Genomic DNA, 23,671 nt, shown 5'->3' on the forward strand with positions numbered 1-23,671 from the left:
AATAAAATTTAATCCATTAGAAGAAAAAAAATGATATGAATACACCAGTAAGAAAAAAGCTTGGTATACTTCCTCTCACTTTACTGGTAGTAGGAAGTATTGTTGGTAGTGGTATTTTTAGTCTGCCACAAAATATGGCCGAAGGATCTGGTGCTGGAGCGATTTTAATTGCTTGGGTGATAACCTTATTCGGCATGTTCTTGCTTACCCGAATCTTTCAATATCTTTCAATCCGATTTTACAAAATCAATGAAGGGTTATATGGTTATGTGCGTGAAGGATTCGGTGATTATATCGGTTTTAATGCGGCTTGGGGATATTGGATCTCCGCTTGGATGTCATGTACAAGCTATTTAGTCATTCTATTTAGTGCCTTAGGATCATTTGACTGTCTTGATTTCTTTGGTAACGGTACAACTATTCCAGCCGTCATTGCCGGACTTATCTTTCTATGGATTATCCATTTTTTTGTTATAAAAGGTATCTATCAAGCTTTTTTACTTAATTGTTTAGTGACATTAGCTAAAATAGTCCCTATCTGTTTATTTATTGTTTGTGTCGTGTTAGCGTTTAAAGTGGATACATTTAAGATGGACTTTTGGGGGACACCACAATTAGGGTCAATCCTTGACCAAATAAAAAATACCATGCTTTACACCGTATGGGTCTATTTAGGGATTGAAAGTGCAACCGTCTATGCCGCACGTGCTAAAAACATAATCACTATAAGTCGAGCCACCTTTTTTGGTTTTGCCATTACCAGTCTATTATTAGTCTGTGTTTCGGTGTTATCTTTAGGTATTGTCTCTCAACAGGAACTTGCCGAAATGAAAAACCCTTCAATGGCATTAGTGATCGAGCATGTAGTCGGGAGTTGGGGAGCGAAATGTATTAATATCGGTTTGATTGTTTCGGTCTGTGGTGGCTTATTATCTTGGTTAATGTTAGCGGCTGAAATGCTATTTCTTGCCGGCCAAGGTAATCAACACACCGTGCCTAGTTGTTTTGGCAAACTGAATAAAAACAGCACACCAGCCAATGCATTATGGTTAACTACCGGTTTAATTAGTATATTGATAATTCTGGCGCATTTTTATCAATCGGGTTACAACACCCTAATTCAATTATCAACCTCAATGGTGCTTATCCCTTACCTACTATCGGCACTGTTTGTATTTAAACTAGCTATCAGACAACAAAAAAAATATCTACTGTTTATTGGTGGATTGGGTTCAATTTATGGATTTTGGTTGATCTATGCTGGTGGTGTATCTTATTTGTTACTTTCAATGATCTTATATAGCGTTGGCTTGCTGTTCTACCTTTATGCCAGAAAGCAACGACACCTTTCCTCTTTTAGCTATCTGCATGACAAAATTTATGCCGTTGCTATCGTTATACTTGCTATTATAGCGATAATTTACTTCTACATTATTCCGCAATAATGCATAAAGGTGTTATTTACGAAACAAATAAAAATCAGCTAACCATTGACTTAATTGTTGAGAATAACGCCCATCGTCATCCCGCATACATAATGATTAACGTTGAAAATTATCATTTTGATTGAATGAAAATGCAATCAACGATAATCAGAAATCTTTATCCGCGGTATATTTTACTACCATTTCTGAATGTAAATATAACTGATTTAACTCACATAATAGTTTGAATTGATTAGCAAAATGATAAGACGTTATTTACGAAACAAATAGAAATCAGCTAACCACTGCCTGAATTGTTGAGAATAACGCCCATCGTCATCCCGCATACATAATGATTGACATTGAAAATTATCATTTTGATTGAATGAAAATGCCATCAACGATAATGAAAAATCTTTATCCGCGGTATATTTTACTAGCATTTCTGAATGTAAATATAACTGATTTAACTCACATAATTGTTTAAATTGATCAGCAAAATGATAAGGTAATACTAAACAAAATAGTCCACTTGGTTTTAATAAACGCCTCACCACATCTATAAGCTGTTGATAATTCAAACTCTCGGTATAACGTGCCAATTGACGTTCGGTATTTCGGCATTCAACGGCTGATTGAAAATAAGGCGGATTAGAAACAATTAAATCATAACAGCTGTGGTCATCTGTTCTAAATTGATTAACATCGATATTTAATGCCCGAATCGTTAGAAAATTGGCATTTAAACTATTTTGCTGACATTGAGCTACCGCTTTGGGATCAATATCGATTGCATCGATTTGACATAAACGGTTCTCTAAACGTTGTGCTAACATCAAGGCAATAACACCACAACCGGTACCAATATCCAAAACATTTTGTACATCAAGATTAATGGGTGTCCATGCCCCTAGCAAACAACTATCCGTTGTCACCTTCATTGGACTTTTATCATGGGCAACAAAAAAACGTTTAAAGGTAAATCCACCTTGTTTTAACGGTAATTGATTATTTGGCATGATTAAACTTTCTAAATAGTGGTTTATTTGAGGCAATTGCATCAGCCCAGCGAGTTGGTTCTGGTAATCGATAACCTCGTAAACATTGTTTTACCCAATGTAATGCGCTAGTTTGGCTAATTTTGTGTCCTGCGGAAATAAATAACGGATTACAGTTATTTTTACTTTGCAATACCCAACCTATCTGCTCTTGTTTATCGAGTAAAGGCGTTACCTTTCCAGCAAGTTTAGGTTGCACTTCATACTGCCCACATAACTTGCTTTTTGCAACGCCAATCGTTGGCATATCTAACAATAGCCCTAGATGGCTAGCGATACCTAATCGTCTTGGATGTGCAACTCCCTGCCCATCAACCAATAATAAATCGGGCTTTTGCTTTAACTGTTGCCATGCATTGAGCAAGGCAGGATATTCACGAAAAGACAAATAACCCGGAATATAAGGAAAACTAGTTTCTAATCGAGCGATATGATACTCAACCACGACAAAATCAGGATAAGTCAACGTCACTATCGCTGCACGTGTTACCGTACCATCTTGTTCAAAACCAACATCTGTACCACCAATTAGTTTTATTGTTGGATTAAAATTATCCACCAAGCTTACCTGCTCGGCTAATTGTTGTTGTGAAAGTTTTAATTGTGCTAAATTAATAGACATTTCAATTTTGCTCAGTATTATGAGTTGCAATAAAACGATTTTACCAGAATAAGTATGCCTTATACATTAGCAAATCCTAGCCAATTAACCGAAGAGATAAAAAAAAGCCGCTTTATCGTCAACGCGGCACCCATTATTAATGCTCAACAAGCTGCTGAATTTATCGATAATATCAGTGACCCCAATGCCACTCACAACTGTTGGGCATGGAAAATCGGCCAACAATATCGTTTCAACGACGATGGCGAACCAACCAGCACCGCTGGCCGCCCTATTCTATCTGCCATTGAAGGCCAAGATTGTGATCAGGTGGTGGTGGTGGTTACCCGCTACTTTGGTGGTATCAAATTAGGTACCGGCGGATTAATCCGCGCTTATGGGGGTTCAGCTAGCCACTGCTTACAACAAGCAGAATTGATCGAACTTATTGCCAGAATATCATTACAATTTCACTGTTATTATAATGAATGGCCAATTATTGAAAACCGTTTGAAAGATCTCAATGCAATTATTGAACAGCAAGATTTTGATGCTGAAGGTGTCAAAGCGACTATTGCTATCACACAAGACAATTTACCAACCCTTAAAAAGAGTATTAGCGATATCACCCGCGGAAGAGTGGTGATTGAAATTTAAAAACATCAAAATAATAAAAGAAACCAAAAATCGGTAAAATGTAAAGTAACTATTTTATAGATAAAACAGTTTGTTACAATCAAGTACTACTGTTTTTACTTTTACCTTTATTTTTAATATCTATTTTTAATATCCATTTTATTCAAACTTTTATAAAAGGTTTTTCTATATTTAAAATCAGTTAAAGAATTAGATGAATAATCAAGCAAAATTAATCGCCATTGAAGCAAATTGGAATTGTCTAATCTATTATGACGAGTTTCATAATTATGCGAATTCACTATTGCGGCAAAACAAAATGCAAAATATTAAAACTAATTTATTAATTAGTTTTAATATTTATAAATACTATAAAATGAGCTATCGATAAGCGTCAGCAATTTTTCACAAAAAAGATTTATCTGCTAGTGAAACATTTTTATCAATTATTCCATTGAATTTTAGTGAATTTTGAAATTTTATAATACATCCCATCATTTTATATATCTGTAAAGGCGACATAAATATGCTGCCACAAAAATGCTGATGTTTTCACAAGTTAAATAGATTTCTTGATCAAATTATAAGAACTGATTTTAAAGAAAAAATGCTTCACACTTATTATTATGAATATATTTTTTCTTTTATTTTTTAGCCAATTCTTTTTCAATTCGAATTAGTTCTTGTTTAAGCCCTTCTATCTCACACGAATAAAGATCATTAAAGTATGAGAAGGGACCGCCTTTAATATAATCAAATCTAGGCATTGTTAAACATGACCTATCTAACTTTTTCTTAAATAATGAAAAAGCGTTTTTAGAAGCTTTGGATTTTTTAACCAGCAATGTTGTGTTCTTTTTTACTTCATTAAAATAATATTTATAGGTATTTTGGTTATTACACTCAGTATTAAATTCTTGTTTACACCGTTGAACTGAGTTTTTATCGTAATTTGAATTGGCAAATACAATCAAATTATCAGGAAAATTCATTTGTTCACTTTCTGTTTTAACCTTTATTGCCTCAAATTTCAAATTTTTGAGGTCTATTTTATAATGTGCCCATAACCCCAACCAATCACCTAAGTCAGTAACACCATGATTTATAATAAAAATATTAAATTTTTTATCAATATAAAAACTCAATCCATCTGTAAAACCACTATCTCCTATTTCGAACCAACTAACAGTTAAATGATCAACGATTTGATTGTCTTTCTCCAGAAATAAAATATATCTGGAAATTTTATCATAAGCATCATAACTAGTAGGATCTGAAATAGGTTCTCCTCTTAAGTTAAGGGAAAATTCTTCTAAAAATAGGGAAAATTGCTCTGATTGATAAAGATATATTTTTTTCTCTGACACAGATTCTTCTTTTTCTATATTTTCAGGTGTATCTGAGTCAGAAGTAGAATCAGAAGATGTTAGAGGGCAGTTTTTTATAGAATTTTCAATATCTAAATCTGTATAATCAAGCGAATAATCAAAATAACATTTTTTATTTATAGCTTTAATATTGGACATATCTTTTATTTTTGACCAGCCAAATGGTAATAAAGATTTTGAGGGTTTAGAGAATGCAGTTGGCATGAGTACAATCAATAAATATAATCCAACAAATAATTTACTTTTAATAAATTTTATTATTGCCATTTTGAAAAATTCCATATATTTCATCCCAATATAAAAAGATATATTTTATTTATAAAATATGCCGAAATCCTAATGATATGAACTTTTTTTAATAATTAACAAATAACAAGAATAATCATTGTTGTTCATTTTTTCTTCATGATACTTATTGGGCTAGATAATGTAAATGACTAGTTTCTTAATTAATTTAACATTTATAAATACTATAAAATGAGCTATCGATAAGTGTCAGCAATTTTTCACAAAAAAGATTTATCTGTTAGTGAAAATTTTTTATTGATTATTTCTTTGAATTTTGGTGAATTTTTAAATTTTATAATAGATCCCATCATTTTATATATCTGTAAAAGCGACATAAATATGCTGCACAAAAATGCTGATGTTTTCACAAGTTAAATATATTTCCTCATTAAATTATAAGAGCTGATTTTAAATAAAAAATGCTTCACTCTTATTATTATGAATATATTTCTTTTTATTATTTACCCAATTCTTTTTCAATACGAATCAATTCTTGTTTAAGTCCTTCTATCTCACACGAATAAAGGTCATTAAAGTATGGTAAGGAACCTTCTTTATTATCATCAAATCTAGGCATTGTTAAACATGACCTATCTAACTTTTTCTTAAATAATGAAAAAGCGTTTTTAGGAGCTTTGGATTTTTTAACCAGCAAAGCTGTATTTTTTTTTGCTTCATTAAGGTAATAGATATAAGAATATTGATCATTACAATCATATTTTTCTGAACACGGTCCAACTGAGCTTTTTTCAAAATATGGATTGGGTAATGTAATCAAATTATCTGGAAAATTTATTTGTTCACTGTCTGTTTTAACCGTTATTGCCTCAAATTTCAATTTTTTGGGGTCTATTTTATAATGTGCCCATAAAGTTAACAAATAACCTTCATCAGCAACACCATGATTTATAATAAAAACATTGAATTTTTTATCAATATAGTAGCTCAGTTCATTTGTAAAACCAAATTCACCAGTATGATTCCAACTAACCGTTAATTCATCGACAACTTGACCATCTTTTTCAAGAAATAAAATAGTCTTAGGAGTTTCATAATATGGATTAAAATCAGGATCTGTTATAGGTTTTTCTTTCAAAAAAAGAGTAAACTTATCTGATTGATAAAGGTATATTCTTTCAACTTCAGAATAGTCTATTTCTATTTTTTTAGGTTCTGCAACATCAGATAAAGATTCAAAAGGACAGTTTTTTTCAAAATATTTTGTTTCTTGTGGTGTATGATCGACAAAAACATCATATTTACAATATTTATTTATTGCTTGCATATTGGACATATCTTTTATTTTTGACCATCCATATGGTAATGAATAGCTTAAGGACTTAGAAAACGCAGTTGGTGTGAGTAAAATCAATAAAAATAATCCAACAAATAATTTACTTTTAATAACTTTTATTATTGCCATTTTGAAAAATTTCATTTGCTTAACTCAAAAATAGATATACTTAATTAAGTATATAGTCAATAAAACCTTAATGATATAAATTATTTAGAAATAAACAGATAAACTAAACTTTATCTCTTTCCTTTATTTTTTATTGAGTTAACTATTTAAGTTCAGTTACATCATTTTATATTACATAAAATAATGAACTCGTTGGTAATTTTGAATTTATAATCCAAACTAATAATGATTCCAACCATAATTTTCAATAATTTATCTTCTTTATGAATATAAATATTATCTATTGTTAAAATAAAAAAATTCCATTGTAAAAATCCACAATTCATTTCACTTTATTGCTTTATTACATAAAATCATTAATAATTGTTGATTTAAATCTTGAAACTAATAATTAACTACATTTATATATAAAATCCAGATCATCGGCTCTCTAATATTTGATCGATTTTTCTAATTTCTTTCTTTAATCGTCTGGTTAAACATTTTGCTATGTTATAAGTAAATTTTTCTGCTTCAAAATGATCATTTGGCTCAGATATTGATAAACACATTTTATTAATTTGCATATCGATTATTTCTATCGATTGTTTATTATTTATATTTTTTTCTTTTAACGTCTCAATTTTTTGAGACAAAAGATTATGGTAAAAACGATAGGAATCAATACTACAACGTGTCGAATATTTTTTTTGATAGCATGTTTTTAATTTGTCAACTTCATAATTTGATTTTTCTAATGAATCTTCAAGAATTTTAAAATGATCTGGATAAATGATTTCATATTTATATCCATCATCGATCAACAGATCTAAAAGTTTAAAATGTAGATTTTCATTGTTTATTTGATAATGTTTCCAAAATATAGGCTTCACATTACCTTCTATATCCTTGACTGATAATGTATAAATATCGCCGCTATCACTAATATAATAATATTGATTGATTAACCAATAATAATCTTCTACATCATAATAACTCTTCGATAAAGTAATTTTATCCATAAAATTTGTTTTATTAAAAATGGATAAATTGAGCGCTTTAATGGGGTATTTTAAATTGTTAATTATTTTGGCAGAGGTAGTTTTCTCAATAATAAGATCTAGCTTCTCAGAACTATAAATATTTTTTTTATTGTTAATTGTTTCATATAAATTTTCAAAGTAGAAAGCGATTTGATTAATTGGACAATTTTCTCTTATCCTTTCTCGTTCAGAATTTGTCATCTGCCAAAAATCAATTGTTTTACGGCAATCTTTTTCTAATTGAATTATATCTATTGAGGGAATATTAGATTTACCTTTATAATCATCCGCCACATCAAATTGCTCAGCATAGCTATTAAAAATAAGCAAATTCATTATCACTGCTATATATATTGATTTTTTCATAAACTACCCCTTTGTTGGATTAAAAATACCAGAAGGAGTCATTTGAAATTCTACAATTTTGGTATCGATTTGGTTATTTTCTGGATTTATTATAAATTTATTTGGATTTTCATCGGATTCAATAAGGTTGTCTTGCTGATATTGGGTTATCAAAATTTTTCCATTTGGATTGATGATAAAGTCATTCCAGTATGATATTTCACCACTCTCAACTTTATAAAGTAATATTGCATCAATAACCCTCCCCTGATTATCATAGCTATATAATTGAAAAGTAAAAACTTTTCCATCATTTTCACCTGTCGCCATCTGTATAATACCTTTATATAAAATATTTTTATAATAAAAATAACAATGAGGAAAATAAAATGTCGTTTTAGCGAGATAATCAAATAATTTAGGTTTATATGAAAATTCCTTGTTAGAGAACCTGAGGGGAAACGGCATATCAGGAGACAAATACAATCCATATTTTCCCCAATAAAAGTATTTTTTTAATTCATTAGAGGAATAAGGTAAGTTTATTTTTTTATAATGTTTGAGTTCATTTTTAAAAGTATCTGCAATTGAAATATTAATATTTGCTAACACAACTAAGCAAATAATAATGGGATAAGTTAACTGTTTCATCCTTTGATTTCCTTAACTTTCTTCATATCATAATATTCAACATGTAAATGATGATCGTGATCTGTAGTTTCTTTTGGAATATGGTTCAAAAAGTATTTTTTTCCTTTTAAGGTATAACTCCAACCCAACATATGTGTCCAGCCAAATTTATACAAAGCATCAATCCACTGATTTTGTCTATCAACATCAAGTTCTTCAGGATGAAATTTGATATTAAGACTTTTGCCTGCACCTTTATATAGTATCTTGTCTTTTCTTAAATATTTGAAGTCACCATGATAACCATTCTTATGACTTTTACTCACACCTGATTCGCCTTTTTTAGTACTGAAACCGTTACAACTGATATCAGTAAAATTTACTTCAAGCATTGCGCCAAAAAAACTTGCCAAGGTATCTCGATTCATAAAATAACGTTCTTGGTTTGAGTCAACATTAAAACGATATTTTAATCCATGTTTTTCGTATTCTTGACATACTTTTCTTAAATCAATAAGATGAATATATTCGGTATTGCCATATCTTTTATCTGATCTTGATAAATAATTATTTTTTATTTCAACATATTCAAATGTTCCTAACTTATGAAGATTATTGTTTATATCATGATAGATGTATTGGTATTTTACTTTATCATATTCTATTAAGTTGATAGGGATATGTCTTTCGATTTTACCATTATGATAAACATGATAAGTTATTAGTCCTGATGGCATTGTAAAGTAATTAATCAATGCGATTGGATGAATAAACCACGCTTTTCCATTAGGGTTTAGCGTTGCTAGTTGAGTAATCATTTTAGAGGTTGAATCTTTATTGGTAGTATTGACTTGATTTGACTGGTTCTGTATAGCTAAACCTTTAACCACATCCTCCCACCATAATAGCTTTTTAATCTTCTCTTTTTCTTTTTCCCAAACTATTACATCAAGTTCTAAGTCTTTTAAATTTTTATAACTGGTTAGTTGTTCTTTATTGAGCTTTAACTCTGGTTCATCTTCATAATCAATAGGAAAGCTACTAATGGTTGCTCTTTCTTTTTTGTATTTATTGGCTTCAATCGAAGAATCTTTTGATTGTTTAATTTGATTTAAATAAACATTTAATTTTGTTTCATCACCCGATTGTAAATAATCTAATAAATTTTTATTACTTTCGTTCATTTCACTGTTTAATGTTTCCCATTTCGGCATTTTACCATCTGCATCTATCTCACTATACCATTCACTTTCATAGTGAATTAAAAACCGTGAAAGCGCCGAAAATAATTGTGGTTTTTCGATAATACCATTAAAACTTTCTACTTCTATTTTTGCATATTTTTTTTGATCTATATGATATTGTTTATCTAAAATCGTTAAAGTTTCTTTTACGATCGGTTTATAAGATTCAAGAGATGCATCATTTCTGGATAAGGAATTTTTTATATCTAAATAGATTTCTTTTAATGTTGCTGTTTCTTTAATTTGTTTAAAATCAAACCATTCCCAGCAACTGGTTTTTTTTATATTATCACCTTGTACTAATAACCAACCATGGATAGATGCATTGTTATTATCCAAAGCTTTGTCAATAAAAAACCATAAATTACCCTGCTCATCAATTGCACGTTTATATCTAGTTTCGAATTTATTATCACCATTGATATTTAATAATAATGGGGTATCAATAATATCACTGTTATTTGCCAAATCATTTATCTGTAATGGATGCTTGCTCCAAGCTTCATTTTTTTCATCCAATTTTGTTAAAATGCTACTAGGTCTGATTTCTTCTACTTTCTTAGCTATATTGTCATTATCATTTTTTATCCATACCATCTTCTTTTCTATTTCAGATGTTTGAATTTCTACTTGTAACCAATTGACATAGATATCGTTACTTATTACTTTGATCTCAGTACCATTTCGCTTGGTTCCAACAACGGTATCTGGTTCCATCCATGATTTGAGTAGTTTTTCCGTTTTAGATATACCTAATAATGTTTTATCTTCGTCAGCTTGATTGCTGGCCTCTGCTTGAGTTTGCGCAATAAAGTTAGGCAAGTCATCACAGGTAAAACATTCAAGATGAAAATTTGGTCTAAATTGGATTATCATCATTTTTAATCTGAAGATCTTTCTCACATAGTGAAAAACGAATCTCCTTCAATCCATTTAACTATTTTTCCGTTTTTTTCACTGTTATAACTTATTTTATACCAATCAACAAAACCATTGCTCTTATTCAAAATCTCATCCAAAATTGTGACGGAATCGTGTTGTACTAGGTACATATCTGTTGCTGAGCGATTACTTGGTTTATTGTAGAGTTTTGTTTTTTCACTATATTGTATATAAGATGTTATGTTCCTTTTTATTGTCGATTTATTTAATAATGTCAATAAGGCCTTTTTATTATAAAACTTGATATTTCCTTTGGAATCGACAATATCCAAACCAATAAAGGCTTGTGAACCGGAACGGTCAACTATTCGTTGATAAACTTCATCTTCTGGCTTAAATTGATATTCTTTTTCCTTATTTACTATAACAATCGTATATTTATTCAACTCATAATCTTTTATCGATGAATAGCGGCGGTAAAAACTGATACCATCGATTTTACCAATAAAAACATCAAACTTTTTGTATTGTAGACTCTCCTTATTCTTAGCAAAATCTGAAAAATAGTATATTAGTTCTAAATAAAAATCACGAATTAGCTTGTCAAATCCCACTTCAACGTCTCCAAAGCCATCTTCGACAATTTGCAAATCACCACAATAAGAATAATTAAATTTCATTGAATTTTTGAAACTTTTATTCATATATATACAATTAACCATTACATTATTATCTTTAATAATTATTGGCATATAACCTTCGGTATCATATTCTGATGAGCTGATAGCATAATAGAATACTGGTTTATGTTTATCATTCCATTGCGTAAACATGCTAGCTCTATAACCTGCCATTCCAATAACATTTTTAAATGTTTTATTAAAATTTTTGCCATGTATTTCTAAAATTCCGGGTGTAAGAAAAACGTCATCATCTTCATCTTTATCTTCACATAAGTAAGAAGTGAATTTATAAGATTGAGAGTTAATATTAAATTGATAATTTTCCACAAAGGTTTTATTAGTACAAGGCTCCTTGGCGTGACAAACCGTGCTGATGGTTATCAATAACAGTAATAAAAGAATTTTTTTCATATTAAAACGCCTCAATCAAATTTGATGTTTGCCTAAGTATTGCCTCAAAGCATTTAGCATTAGCTGCGATCTCATTAGCATAATTTTGGCCATTAATGACATATCTTGCGAGTTTATAATCAATCTTATCTTCATTAATGTACTTTGATAATTTCCTTTTAGAAAAAATGCCATTTATTGAGCCCCAGATTAAAATTGGTACAGCATAATCAAGCTCAGCAGCTTTATCTGGTTGATTGATAAAATCAACATTCAAATATTCACTCGCTTCTTTGTAATTGGGTTTCCAAGTCATCTGTGCCAAACCTCTACCACGATATTTAAAACCATCGCCCTCTTCTGTATTACCATTACTCTTTGCCGTTTTTTTCTGTTCTTCCGTACTTGCTAATACTGGATCATACTCATGACCATTATTACGCTCTACAAATGAATCAAACTCCTTAGCATAGTTAGTTTCCCAATGACCCGTTGCTAACATATAAGATAGATAATAAAGGTTGGGGGGATATTCGGCGTTTTTTCGAAAGAATAGATTTATTCGTTTAAGTATTTCTCGCAATATCTCTATTGATTCTTGATCATATGTAGGCTCCTTTATTATATCTTTTTTAGTTTTAGTATCTTTGGAGGCTTTTATAAGTTTATGATGCTCTAATTTATACATAGCAATAAAATTTTCGACATCAATCAAATCATTAGATATAACTATCTCTAACATTGCCATCGGATGGATAGACCATACTTTGCCATCTCGATTTAGTTTGGCTTGACTTTTAACAACCTCACTCCACCATAATAGTTTTTTAATCTTCTCTTTTTCTTTTACCCATTTCATTACATCATTTTCTAGTTTGATTAAATTTTTATTACTTTCCTTTTGCTTGTCATTAAGCTTTTTATTTGGATTGTCTTTATAATCAGCAGGAAATGTACTAATAGTTTCTCTGTCTTTTTTGTGTTTATTCGCCTCAAATAAATCTGTTGATTTACCAGTTTTATCTAAATAAGCATTTAATTTTGTCTCATCACCCGTTTGTAAATAACCCAATAAATTTTTATTATTTTCATTCATTTCACTGTTTAATTCTTCCCATTTTGGCATTTTACCCTCTGCATCTATCTCACTATACCATTCACTTTCATAGTGAATAAGTAATCGCGTAAGCGCTGAGGATAAATGCGGTTTAATAACGAGTCCATTAAAGCTTTCGGTATCAATCTTTGCATATTTTTTTTGATCCGGATGAAATTGCTTATCTAATATCACTAAAGTCTCTTTTAAAATCGGTTTGTACGATTCAAGGGCAGCATTATCTCGCGCTAAGGATTTTTCTATCTCTAAATAGATTTCTTTTAGAGATGCCGTTTCTTTAATCTGCTTAAAGTCAAACCAATCCCAACTACTGTACTTTTTCACCTTTTGGTTATCTATGGCAACCCAACCTTTGATTGCTGCTCGCCCTTTTTTTGACTTCTCAATCCTGTACCAAGCCTTACCTTGTTCGTCTTCGGCTTGATTGTCTCTTGATTGAAATTGTTTATCACTCAATTTTAATAATAAAGGTATAGCAACACTACTGGTGCTACTCGACAAGTCGCTTAATTGCAGAGGGTGACTAGTCCAAGCCTCTGTTTTTTCATCTAAGCTTATTTCACTTTCTGACATTATATCTTTGTTGTTTTCAATCCATAATGTCTTTTTTTCCGTTTCGGAGGTGGTGATTTCGATTTGTAACCATTTAATATTTCGTCTTTTACTTAGGATTTTTAGTTTTGTATCATTATAAGGTTTGCCTACGTTAGTATCTGCTTTTTTGGCTGCCACCAACAATTTTGCTTGCTCCGATATGGCTAACAAGGTTTTATCTTTATCAGCTATCTTACTGGCTTCGGCTTGAGTTTGTGCAATAAAGTTAGGCAAGTCATCACAGGTAAAACATTCAAGATGAAAATTTGGTCTAAATTCTGTTTCTTTCAAAGGACGAGTGAGTGGTAATAAATCTATATCGATAGGTTTTTCAGTATCCTTATCAATTTCTTTAGTAATTGCAGTATTATATAAATTGATATGCCCAACATGCCCAATCAAATCGCCAGCTTTTATTGGGAAAGGTTTATCTAATATCACAACTTCATTATATTTTTGGGGGCGGACATGTTTTTTTAGTCCATCAAATAAAACTTTATTTTTCCCTTCTGGCAAGGGTATTGTTGGTTTCCCATTTCCAATAATTTCAATTAATTCAACTAAACTACCATTTTGGGTATCACCTGAAATTTTAATATCGGTGCCAACCGGTAGCATTGAGATGATTTTGTCATTTTCATCCTTTACCTGTAATCCTTTAGATTTTACGAGTAAAGTATCACCACTCTCTTTAACCTCAAATATTGGGTCATCTACCTTGTCGCCTGTATTAACCCATCCTAAAATATCCACAGTCTTTGTTTCATGTTGATACGGTATAGGCTCTAGTTGAGGTATCGTTGAATAGCCCTCCACTAAACTCGAAACTGCATACCACATTTTGCCACTTTTTCCTTCTCGATTAATATCAAGATTTAATTTAAGCTTTGTTCCAGTTTGTAATACAGCTAATCTATTTAGATTGTTTTGAGGGTCGGGTTCTTTTCGACAATTTAACCCTTTAATATATTGTAGATATTTATCCTTCACTTGATAAATATCTTGCTGCCAAAATGCTGGTACCGGCTCTTTAGAATTTTTTTCATAAAAAGCCTTATCTGCCAGATGCATATAAAGGCTATAAAAATAGAGACGATGTGGTGGCTGTTTTTGTTTTTCAGTTTTAGTTGAATTTGTCTCTTCTTCAACTCGCTCCATTTCAAGTAAGTGACGCACCAGAACAAAGCCTGTTGAGAAAAATCCTACTTTATCACCATAGTCTAGTTTTTGATAAATATCGTTAGAACGATAAGCAATCACTTCACCATCTGCGATACAATATATTTTACTATTCGCATCATGGGCATCAGAAGCAATTGCTGCATTTTGTAGCGCTTTGGCTATCGATAACGCATTTTCCAGCTGGGCAATGGCACCTTGCATATCTAGTTGTTTGCCCTCTGCCTTAGGCTCGGTCTGACTGGTTAGGTATAAGCCTTTATTAGCAGCAATCGCTCCCCACTCATCAGTGTGCAATTCAAATCCTTCACCGCGCTGCTCTTTGTTTTGGTCAACTAAATGCCCAATATTAAGCTGGGTTTTACCGTATTCGGTGGCTAACTTAATGTGCTCTTGCCCACGTTTATCATCCATCCGCAGTTTGTTGTTAGCTGGAGTACGAATTACATTACGATGTTTGTTGATGGTGGTCACATGGTCAGGGTGGGTGCTGTCATGTAGTGCGTGCGCTATATATGGTCTATCCGGATTACCTTCGCTAAAAGCAATAGCAACACCTGTGCCATCAATTAACGGAAAATGAAAACCATAAGTACTGCCCGCATACGGTTTAGCCAACCTTACCCATAAGCTCTCTTCGCCGTTTTTCCATGTCTTGAGGTCAAAATCAAACTTAACTCGGTAACGACCCATTGTATCAATATACCCATAGGTATCATTATCTGGACTGGTGACTCTCGCCGGTAAGGTACCTGTAACTTGTGGCCATGGTAATGGCATTGGTCGATATGGCTTTAACACATCGTACGGGATAGCGGTAAAGTGACATTGGTAAGCATCACTGCGGTCTGCGTAACTCTGGGTCGAGAGAATGATAATCCCTTCATTAATACCCGCTATTCCACTATTATCAATAATAATTCGTTGACCCGGCAGTAAGTGGTAGTCATTACATTCTCCCTGAATAATCATCTTTTGACTGAGATGTGCTTCATGACGTATGTTCGCATACCACTGCCCGCTTTCAATTTGGCTATTATCGCCTTTGCTTTTGTAGTGTTCGCCGTAGCGGTATTCTGTGCCTTGAGTGGTGCTATCTTTGGAATCGGCATTAACAAGGGAATATTGATTACTATCTGCAGTGCGGTAGTTGTAATCTTGTGTGATAATTTCTTTTGCCTTGGTATAGCTACTAAACTGTAAGTCCCATACACTGTTTTTTCTGCCATCAACCATACCACTCGGCGCTTTCAGGATAATATGTCCCGCATTCTCATAGCCTGCTTCATAGTCACTAAGGACTAAAACATCACAGTGGTGGTCACTGTGGCTTTCAAAGCGAAACCAAATACCAACATCTGCCAGCAAACGCTGAATAAATGCTAAGTCACTCTCTTGCCATTGCGTAATAAACTCACGTGCTGGGTAGCTATCTTTTAGCTCAAGCCGATAATCAATCCCCGTAAAACCATGTCGCCTGAGCACCTCTTCAACCACGCTTACTACACTTTGGTTTTGGTAAATTGCACTAAAATGGTCATTTGCAAATAAAGCCAAACGTGGTTGTAAGGTGACCCGATAACGGACTTCATCTTTACTGACAGAGACCAAACTAAACTCAGTAATTACGCCATATAATGTGTGTGGTAAGGTCGGTTTTTCAAGGGAGCTGATTTGAGCAATTTGTGAAATAAGACTCGGGGCTTCAAAGGTGAGTGATGCGGCTTGACTGAGTACGGCATCAATAGCCATTTGTTTATTAGATGTTGTAAAGGTAATATCGTAACGCCAAGGCTGATTTAATGATGCTTGTCCTTCAATTGATAATACGGATAATCCAGCGCCAGCATCAATTCCATCAATTATTAATGTGTATTGATTTTTGGGACTGCCACTCGCAACAGAGGTTAGCATATCTGTCACTTTTTCTATCGTAAACATGTTAATTCCTTATTATTTGCACCCATATTTATTATTATTTAATCCTTAAGTGACTTTATGAACAAATAACGATAAGCGGTTTCATTATTCTAAAATAGTTGATCTTTTAGGTCAGATCAATATTCTTTACATTTAGGTTATTAAGATCGTGTGTGGTTTATATTGTCGGTAATTTTTAGAAAAGGATTATTATATAAAACAACTGTTTCGCGTGTTTTGTAACCTTTTTAAAAAATTATTGGAATCTAATTTAGACAGATAACTTACTCATATCATTAATTAAAAATAATTATAGTAAATTATAAATTACGCTGTAAAAATATTTAGGAGTGTATGCCGTTTTATTTTATATTAATATCTGTATTTAGTTTTAAGTGTCGATAGGTTTATAAAAATTTGCGAGATTCATATTTTATAGTTCTGTCTTAGCCTCATATTTATCATTTCAATACCGCTTTTTATTGGTTTGTTTTGGAAACATATTAAATAACATTAGTTTTTTTATGATGATTACATATTTCAAGTAGAAAATCTTGATATTGTATACTTCTTTGTAATTATGATATCTGATCTTCACCAACATATTAGGCAATAAATTGAACGAGAAAGCTAAAAAAAGCTCCGATTATGTTTACGCCATTGAGTTAAATAATAATAAGCCTTTAATCACACCTTACTAACAATTTTTGCGTATAAAATTATCAAAATAAAAAGCAATAGAGGAATTACCACATAATGAGCTTAACGATTCCTGATTTATTTAGATCTATGAAAAGATTATGAGAAAGAAAAAGCTAGATGGATTAATGAAAAGAAGAGATGATGAAGCTAAATTTTTCGCAAATGGATTATAGTAATGAAGAAAGTTCTACTATTTATATTTATATTTATATTAATATTTATAAGTAACAATGTTTTTAGTGATGTTAGCACAATAGATAAAATGTTCAGATAAGGGTAACAAAGGCGAAAATGTTGATAATGTAATAAAAAAATCAATTTGGTGACTAATTCTTATGCCGAATGACGAACAAATTTTGAGAAAATAAATAAAGCAAAAGCATTTAATTCGGTTTCTTTCAAATAAGGTGATGCAATGAAATATAAAATAGTACTGTTTATGTTATTAAGTTTAATTTTTACCATGTCAAATGCTTATTCAGATGAATATTTTGAATTAGATAGCATTCCAGAAGAATATCGATTCCCTAAATATAATAATATTGCCCATCCTCCAATTAATGTTGAATATAAAGGCCATAAAGGAACAGCGATGTTTCTTAGTAATACTTTTGAAGACAGAAGGCGTAATTTAGAGGTGTATTTTTTAACAAATAATAATAAAGAATTGAATAAAGCGTACGAACTTTATACATATCAATATGGTAATCAGGAGCTAGTAAGCGCTTTTGAATATGCTGATAAAAAAACAGGTGACAAATATATTTATATGTTGCTTAAAGATACTATAACACCAAACAAATTGTACAGTTATCGCATTAATGAATTACCTTTATATATAGAAGAAGATGGTATATTGAGGGCGTTATTTTTTATAGGGGATGATAACAGTTTATCAAAAATTACTTGTATTGATAATTTTGAAACCGATGAACGTTGTGAATTTTCGACGAAAGAGGGATTGATAAAATATCTTGATAGAGAGAAAAAATGGTAAAAAGTATTGAAGTAATAATATTATTAAGCGATGAGGTACCATTCATTACATCAATTAGCTAATTAATAATATAACATAATGTTTAAGATATTAATGAATGCCAGATAATAAGAATATTTCATCTGTTAACCATTAATCCTTTCCTTATTTTTGAAAAAGTTGCGTGTAAAAATCACAACTTTTTCTCTGTAATCATCTAACTTTTTTATGTTATTCTTCCAACTCCAACTTACTGGCTAGTGAGCGAGTTGTTTTTCAATATTGGTTATTTCTTGTTTATAATTTTGAATTAAACAAAACATAACGTTAGATAAATAATGGGCGGTTTCTCCTTTATTACCAGAAACTGGAGGTGGTAATTCTAAGCAATCTGAAGCCATTTTTTGCTGTAATTTTGAATAAGATTTTTTGTGAACTTTTATGAATATGAACGAGTTATATTTTATTTTTATCGGTATATGCGTTGTTATTGTGTCAACAATCGTCAGATTCAGTAGATTAAATAATAAAGATAATAATAATGGTGTTATAATTTTTGGTTCAATACTTTTATTATTCCTCACTTTAGCATTGCTAAGCACGTTACCCAAATAAAGAATGTACCAAACTTATAAAGTCGTATCTTTAATCTGCTCATAACCTAATATGAGCTTTGAATTAAATCTATAAGTAATAGCCTCAAACTTAAGTCTAAAATTTATAACTATTTAAATATAATTTTACTCATAAAGAATTTTTAACTTTTGATCCTCGCCAAAATATTGGGCAGTGTTGGTCTCTATAATGTTGTTTAGTTAACACGGCTCTTCATATTGCTGTGGCAAAACCTTACCATTGGCTGAATGACTTCAATCTCTATTTTCAATTTCTTTTTAAATTTTATAAAAGATTTTTATGTTCATAGATTAATCAAGTTTAATTTATTTTTTATTAACTACTTTAATTTTAGGCTAATTACGAAACACATCTCCACCATCATCTCGACGTAATAATTGCCAAGTTACATCGCTATATACTTGATGAGTATCACTGTCAATAAATGGTTCAACTTTATAACCTTGGGTTAATTCCCGATACTCGATCTTGCCATTGATATTGGCAGAATAGAGACCAGTATGTGGGCATAATTGACCCGTTTTTATGCTAATTCGAACCTTTGATTCAATATTAATAATCTGCGCTAATTGTTGTTCATGACTTACTGTAATATCCGTTGCTTCTACATTATCAAACCGACTTTGCCACTCCTTTGATGTTCGATTGTTAAAACGAATTTCACCGTTTATTGAACCAAAACCTAATGAGGCAATTTCTGGCGCTCGTGCCGGTTTTAATAAGGCATTAACATTGACATAATGTTTAGGATAAGGGTTAGTTGCTACATCACCCAGCTCAGGCACTTCACCTGCCCGAACAACCACACCTCCGGCGTAAGGATAAAAACGGATCTCGTTATCACTATTCCGCTCTTTTAACGCCTCAAGACTGCCTAATTTATCGGCTATAAGTTGGTCACTTAGTATGGTTAACCAGTTGATACATTTAAAACCTTCTCTAAGGCGCTTATCAGCTTGAACATTAGAAATGTCTAAACCCAAAAATTGATGTGCCAGTTCATACTCTAAATATTGATAATCGTAATACTCATGACTATGCTGGATACCTAATCCAAAAAATCCATGCATTGGCTGCAATATTTCGCAGATCTGTTGATTTAACGCTATTAATTGCTCGACACCAAACTCTTTAAGTTCCGATATAGGTAAATAAATTTGAACATAACTTATTTCTTGATGTACCTTCTCATACCATTCTGCTCTTGAATAGGCATTGCATAAATATTCTGGAACAAACTCTAAATTATCAACATTACTCCAATAAAAACAAATATTATCTGTTCCTGCTAGATTAATTTGATTAATTTTTTCATGTAATGTTGTTTGTGTATAAGAAATTAGATTATTTGGTTCACCGTCAATATATCCAAACTTTAGCTTATCACCCCAATATTTATCATATAGTGCCAAAACCTGACCTATTGCTTGGCGCTTTTCGGGTAGATAACCTTGGTCTAAATAATAACACCCCACCAAGCCGGTTTTTATGGCATCCTCGATATTATTGGGATCTAAATAATGACCATAGGTAAATCTGTTATAGTTTTCCTGATATTCATCTAATAACTTTTGTAATTTATCTTGCATGGTATATCCTATAATTCATTGTGCTTAATGTGGTTATCAACTGCCTTCAAAATCTGTCGGTTCATCACCGGGAGTAAAATAGTAATAAAACTGTTGTCGATAAGGATAGTAATGAATTTCACGATGGTATTCGTCAATTCGAATTCTATCTCTATTTTCCTTAGTAACGTCTGAATCATCTACAATATTAATAATATTGATTCCTTTTTTATCAAACCTTGAATTCTGCTGGTAGCGATAATCAATTTCAATGAGGCGATCGTCTTGATATTTAAGCTTTTCTTGTTCATTGAATTCTGGATAATAGGTAAGCTGCCCATTGCGTTCAAACACATAATTATTAGTTGTTATTTGTTTCGCTGCTATTGGTAAAGATGCTGCTCCAACGGTTGCTATAAAGCGCAGTTTGAGATTCAAATGTAATAGAACGTTCAAATAAAAAATGAGCCTCATTAGGATTAAAAGCATAATAAAGCTCTTTAATTCTTACTTTCATTTACATTCTTAAATAGTATTTTAATTGTTTTTAGCTCAAGAATTATACAAAATAATGAACTTTTGAAAATATTCATTAATCTATATGCTAGATAATGTAAATAACTGTAATAAGTGGGTTAAAATTTAAATCTTAAAAAACCCCATTCCTCAAATTTTTTTATTAACTCACTCAGTTTTCAATAAAACGGATTACCAGAGCTACCAGTCTTTAATTTTCATTAAATTTATGGACACTACCATCACCCCATGTTCCAATATAATAATGGTTATTGTGATAAGTTAATGCGACCGCACCAGATAAATTTTCAACTAAAGTAGATACCTTTTTGGTTGTTACATCAACTTTACGAACCATTCCCGCGCCATTATCAATTACTGCCACCACATTTGATGCAACTAAAGCAATACCAACACCGGGGCGATTAAACTCTGCGCCTAACTCTGTCTTATCACCATTTGGCCTAATCATCGTTAAACGACCACTGTATTGTGAAACAACTAAACTATTATCAGCTAATTGAGTAACCCCAACTGGTGTGGTTAATCCACGAGCAATAATATTTTTTTGTTTTGTTTTAAGATCAAGAGAAACTATTTCACCAGTTGAGCGATTGGTTATGAGTAATTGACCCTGGTTAGAAAAAGCAATACCAGTAGGAGTATGATAACCATCTGATATTTTTTCTGACTTACCATTACTGTTGATTTTTAAAATATAATCATCACTATATGATGAAACATACACATTATCTTCTGCATCAATAACGATGCCAGCTGGTGAAGATATCCCTAAATAAAAAGTCTCTTTGTCACCATTAGGTTTGACTTTGGTGATTGAATTACCCGACCAATTGGTTACATACATTACTCCCTTACTATCAAAGGCTATACCGGTTGGTGCACTAAAACTCGAGGAAATCTTAGTTAAATCTGCCATACAAAAAGCTCCATAAAAACAGCAAAATATGAATATCGATATACGCAATAAACCTTTTTTCATTGTTAATTCTCCTTATTTATAACTTATTGAACTATCTATTTTTTTCTTTACTTTTAATGAATAAAATACCAACCAAAGCTAGGATAACATTCACCACGGCGCCTAAAATACAGACAATTATTGCCCCATCCCAATCTTTATTTTGATAAACGATACCGAGTAAATATGTGCCAATACTGCCACCAGCCAAACAAGCGAGTAAATATAAAGACGAAATAGCACCTCGAGAATGAATTGGCACAATTTTATTAAGCATGGCAATAACTAATGGTTGAATACCAAAAACAAATAGAAACAAACAAAAAATACCTATTCCAATAACATACAAAGACGAACTAAATCCGATAATGACAACCGACGTACATACCGCTAACAAACAAATAATTAAAAGATTTTTTTCATTGATAACTTGCGATAACTTACCGGTAATGACAGTACCAATAACCGCACTAAGACCAGCAAAATTAAGCCATCCTAAAACGGTCGAAGAAAGGTAAAAAGGTGCTCCTTTTAAATAGAAAGTGAGTAAAGAAGATAACCCCAAATAAACAAAAAATAGTAAAAATCCAACTATTAAAAAAATAACGGCTATTTTATCTAATAATAATTTAATTGCAGCCAAATAAGTGCCAAGTACACTGGTAGTTGAATTTGGATTTGCAGATTGTTTTATACCGAAAGGAACAAAGAGACAGGTTACGATTATCAAGCCAGCATAAATGATAAATGCAACTTGCCAAGACCAAAAATCGGTCAACATCGCGACCATACTGCGGCTAAAAATAATGCCAACAATCGAAGCTGAAATCATAATCCCCATTGCTTGGGGTAATTTATGATTAGGTGTATTTTTAGCCGTATAAGCGAATAATGCTGCAGGAACGGCAGCTGCAAAAAAGCCGATTAATGACATGATGGCTAAATACAAATTGAAATTATCAATAATCACCGATAAAAGTAGACAACATACCGCCCCAATACTACCGATTAGAACTAATAGTTTTGTTGAGACTTTATCCGATAGCGGTCCATAAATGAAAAACGAAATAGCATAAAAAAAGCAGGATAAACTAAACACATTTCTGGCTGCTAAAATATCAATATGATAACTTTGTGATATTTCTTGAAAGATAAGTTGGCTGATATAAACCGAGCCGACTAGTAACACGATTAATAGCGCTGATAAAATGAGAGTCGACTTGGTCTGTATAAATTCTTCTTTAGACATTGCTTCAAGAGTATTGATTGATTAATTTGCAATGAGATTAACTAATAAAACGCTTATTTAGAAATACATATTTTGTTATACGAAAATCGTATTGCAGAAAAATCATGATAAACCAATGCAAAAAATAACAATCTCATTCATAATATCCTAATAATCATTGTGGTTTATAAATTACAAAGCGGCTAGACCTCTGTCCAAAAGGCGATTAGGAACATTAA

17 protein-coding genes are annotated in these 23,671 nt (G+C 31.6%); 3 read left to right on the forward strand and 14 right to left on the reverse strand.

The annotated features are described in order from the left end of the window. The first annotated feature begins 35 nt into the window (after positions 1–35). On the forward strand, positions 36–1,445 hold the full coding sequence (locus AC5LXI_RS09345) for a basic amino acid/polyamine antiporter (protein ID WP_493442071.1): 1,410 nt from the start codon (positions 36–38) through the stop codon (positions 1,443–1,445). A 251-nt stretch (positions 1,446–1,696) separates the two neighbouring features. Here AC5LXI_RS09345 and AC5LXI_RS09350 read toward each other — a convergent pair whose 3' ends face one another. Next, positions 1,697–2,443 carry a tRNA1(Val) (adenine(37)-N6)-methyltransferase gene (locus tag AC5LXI_RS09350; RefSeq protein WP_493442072.1) on the reverse strand — a complete coding sequence of 249 codons (747 nt, stop codon included), beginning with the start codon at positions 2,441–2,443 and terminating at the stop codon, positions 1,697–1,699. After that, positions 2,433–3,104 carry a deoxyribonuclease V gene (nfi, locus tag AC5LXI_RS09355; RefSeq protein ID WP_493442073.1) on the reverse strand — a complete coding sequence of 224 codons (672 nt, stop codon included), beginning with the start codon at positions 3,102–3,104 and terminating at the stop codon, positions 2,433–2,435. The genes AC5LXI_RS09350 and nfi overlap by 11 nt, the downstream gene beginning before the upstream one ends. A 54-nt stretch (positions 3,105–3,158) precedes the next feature. Between nfi and AC5LXI_RS09360 the strand changes: the two genes are divergently transcribed. Beyond that, positions 3,159–3,740 carry an IMPACT family protein gene (locus AC5LXI_RS09360; RefSeq protein WP_110423531.1) on the forward strand — a complete coding sequence of 194 codons (582 nt, stop codon included), beginning with the start codon at positions 3,159–3,161 and terminating at the stop codon, positions 3,738–3,740. A 623-nt stretch (positions 3,741–4,363) separates the two neighbouring features. Here AC5LXI_RS09360 and AC5LXI_RS09365 read toward each other — a convergent pair. From AC5LXI_RS09365 to vgrG, 7 genes are all read right to left on the reverse strand, one after another. Then, positions 4,364–5,374 carry a hypothetical protein gene (locus AC5LXI_RS09365; RefSeq protein WP_493442074.1) on the reverse strand — a complete coding sequence of 337 codons (1,011 nt, stop codon included), beginning with the start codon at positions 5,372–5,374 and terminating at the stop codon, positions 4,364–4,366. A gap of 478 nt (positions 5,375–5,852) precedes the next feature. Then, positions 5,853–6,818 carry a hypothetical protein gene (locus AC5LXI_RS09370; protein WP_493442075.1) on the reverse strand — a complete coding sequence of 322 codons (966 nt, stop codon included), beginning with the start codon at positions 6,816–6,818 and terminating at the stop codon, positions 5,853–5,855. A 419-nt stretch (positions 6,819–7,237) separates the two neighbouring features. After that, positions 7,238–8,206: a hypothetical protein gene (locus AC5LXI_RS09375; RefSeq protein WP_493442076.1), complete on the reverse strand. Its 969-nt coding sequence runs from the start codon at positions 8,204–8,206 to the stop codon at positions 7,238–7,240. Positions 8,207–8,209: 3 nt separating this feature from the next. Next, on the reverse strand, positions 8,210–8,836 hold the full coding sequence (locus tag AC5LXI_RS09380) for a hypothetical protein (protein ID WP_493442077.1): 627 nt from the start codon (positions 8,834–8,836) through the stop codon (positions 8,210–8,212). Then, positions 8,833–10,938 carry a hypothetical protein gene (locus AC5LXI_RS09385; protein WP_493442078.1) on the reverse strand — a complete coding sequence of 702 codons (2,106 nt, stop codon included), beginning with the start codon at positions 10,936–10,938 and terminating at the stop codon, positions 8,833–8,835. The genes AC5LXI_RS09380 and AC5LXI_RS09385 overlap by 4 nt, the downstream gene beginning before the upstream one ends. Positions 10,939–10,958: 20 nt before the next feature. Then, positions 10,959–12,035 carry a hypothetical protein gene (locus AC5LXI_RS09390; RefSeq protein WP_493442079.1) on the reverse strand — a complete coding sequence of 359 codons (1,077 nt, stop codon included), beginning with the start codon at positions 12,033–12,035 and terminating at the stop codon, positions 10,959–10,961. 1 nt (position 12,036) lies between these two features. Continuing rightward, complete coding sequence (gene vgrG / locus AC5LXI_RS09395) at positions 12,037–16,845, reverse strand: type VI secretion system tip protein VgrG (protein ID WP_493442080.1); 4,809 nt, start codon at positions 16,843–16,845, stop codon at positions 12,037–12,039. 1,096 nt (positions 16,846–17,941) lie between these two features. On the opposite strand from vgrG, the gene AC5LXI_RS09400 reads away from it, so the two are divergent. Beyond that, a complete protein-coding gene (locus AC5LXI_RS09400; RefSeq protein WP_493442081.1) occupies positions 17,942–18,523 on the forward strand; it encodes a hypothetical protein in 582 nt (193 codons plus the stop codon). 236 nt (positions 18,524–18,759) lie between these two features. Here the strand turns inward: AC5LXI_RS09400 and AC5LXI_RS09405 are convergent, their stop codons facing one another. From AC5LXI_RS09405 to AC5LXI_RS09425, 5 genes are all read right to left on the reverse strand, one after another. After that, positions 18,760–18,903 (reverse strand): hypothetical protein, encoded by a 144-nt coding sequence (locus tag AC5LXI_RS09405; protein ID WP_493442082.1) that lies wholly within the window; start codon positions 18,901–18,903, stop codon positions 18,760–18,762. Positions 18,904–19,473: 570 nt separating this feature from the next. Beyond that, complete coding sequence (locus AC5LXI_RS09410) at positions 19,474–20,727, reverse strand: type VI immunity family protein (RefSeq protein WP_493442083.1); 1,254 nt, start codon at positions 20,725–20,727, stop codon at positions 19,474–19,476. 36 nt (positions 20,728–20,763) lie between these two features. Further along, positions 20,764–21,195, reverse strand: a complete 432-nt coding sequence (locus AC5LXI_RS09415; RefSeq protein ID WP_493442084.1) for a hypothetical protein — start codon at positions 21,193–21,195, stop codon at positions 20,764–20,766. Between the two features lie 238 nt (positions 21,196–21,433). After that, on the reverse strand, positions 21,434–22,162 hold the full coding sequence (locus AC5LXI_RS09420) for a Vgb family protein (protein WP_493442085.1): 729 nt from the start codon (positions 22,160–22,162) through the stop codon (positions 21,434–21,436). Between the two features lie 94 nt (positions 22,163–22,256). Continuing rightward, the gene (locus tag AC5LXI_RS09425) at positions 22,257–23,453 is read right to left on the reverse strand and encodes an MFS transporter (RefSeq protein ID WP_493442086.1); all 1,197 of its coding nucleotides are present in this window, start codon (positions 23,451–23,453) and stop codon (positions 22,257–22,259) included. Between the last annotated feature and the right edge of the window lie 218 nt (positions 23,454–23,671).

It is taken from the genome of Gilliamella sp. LMG 34361 (assembly GCF_984569075.1).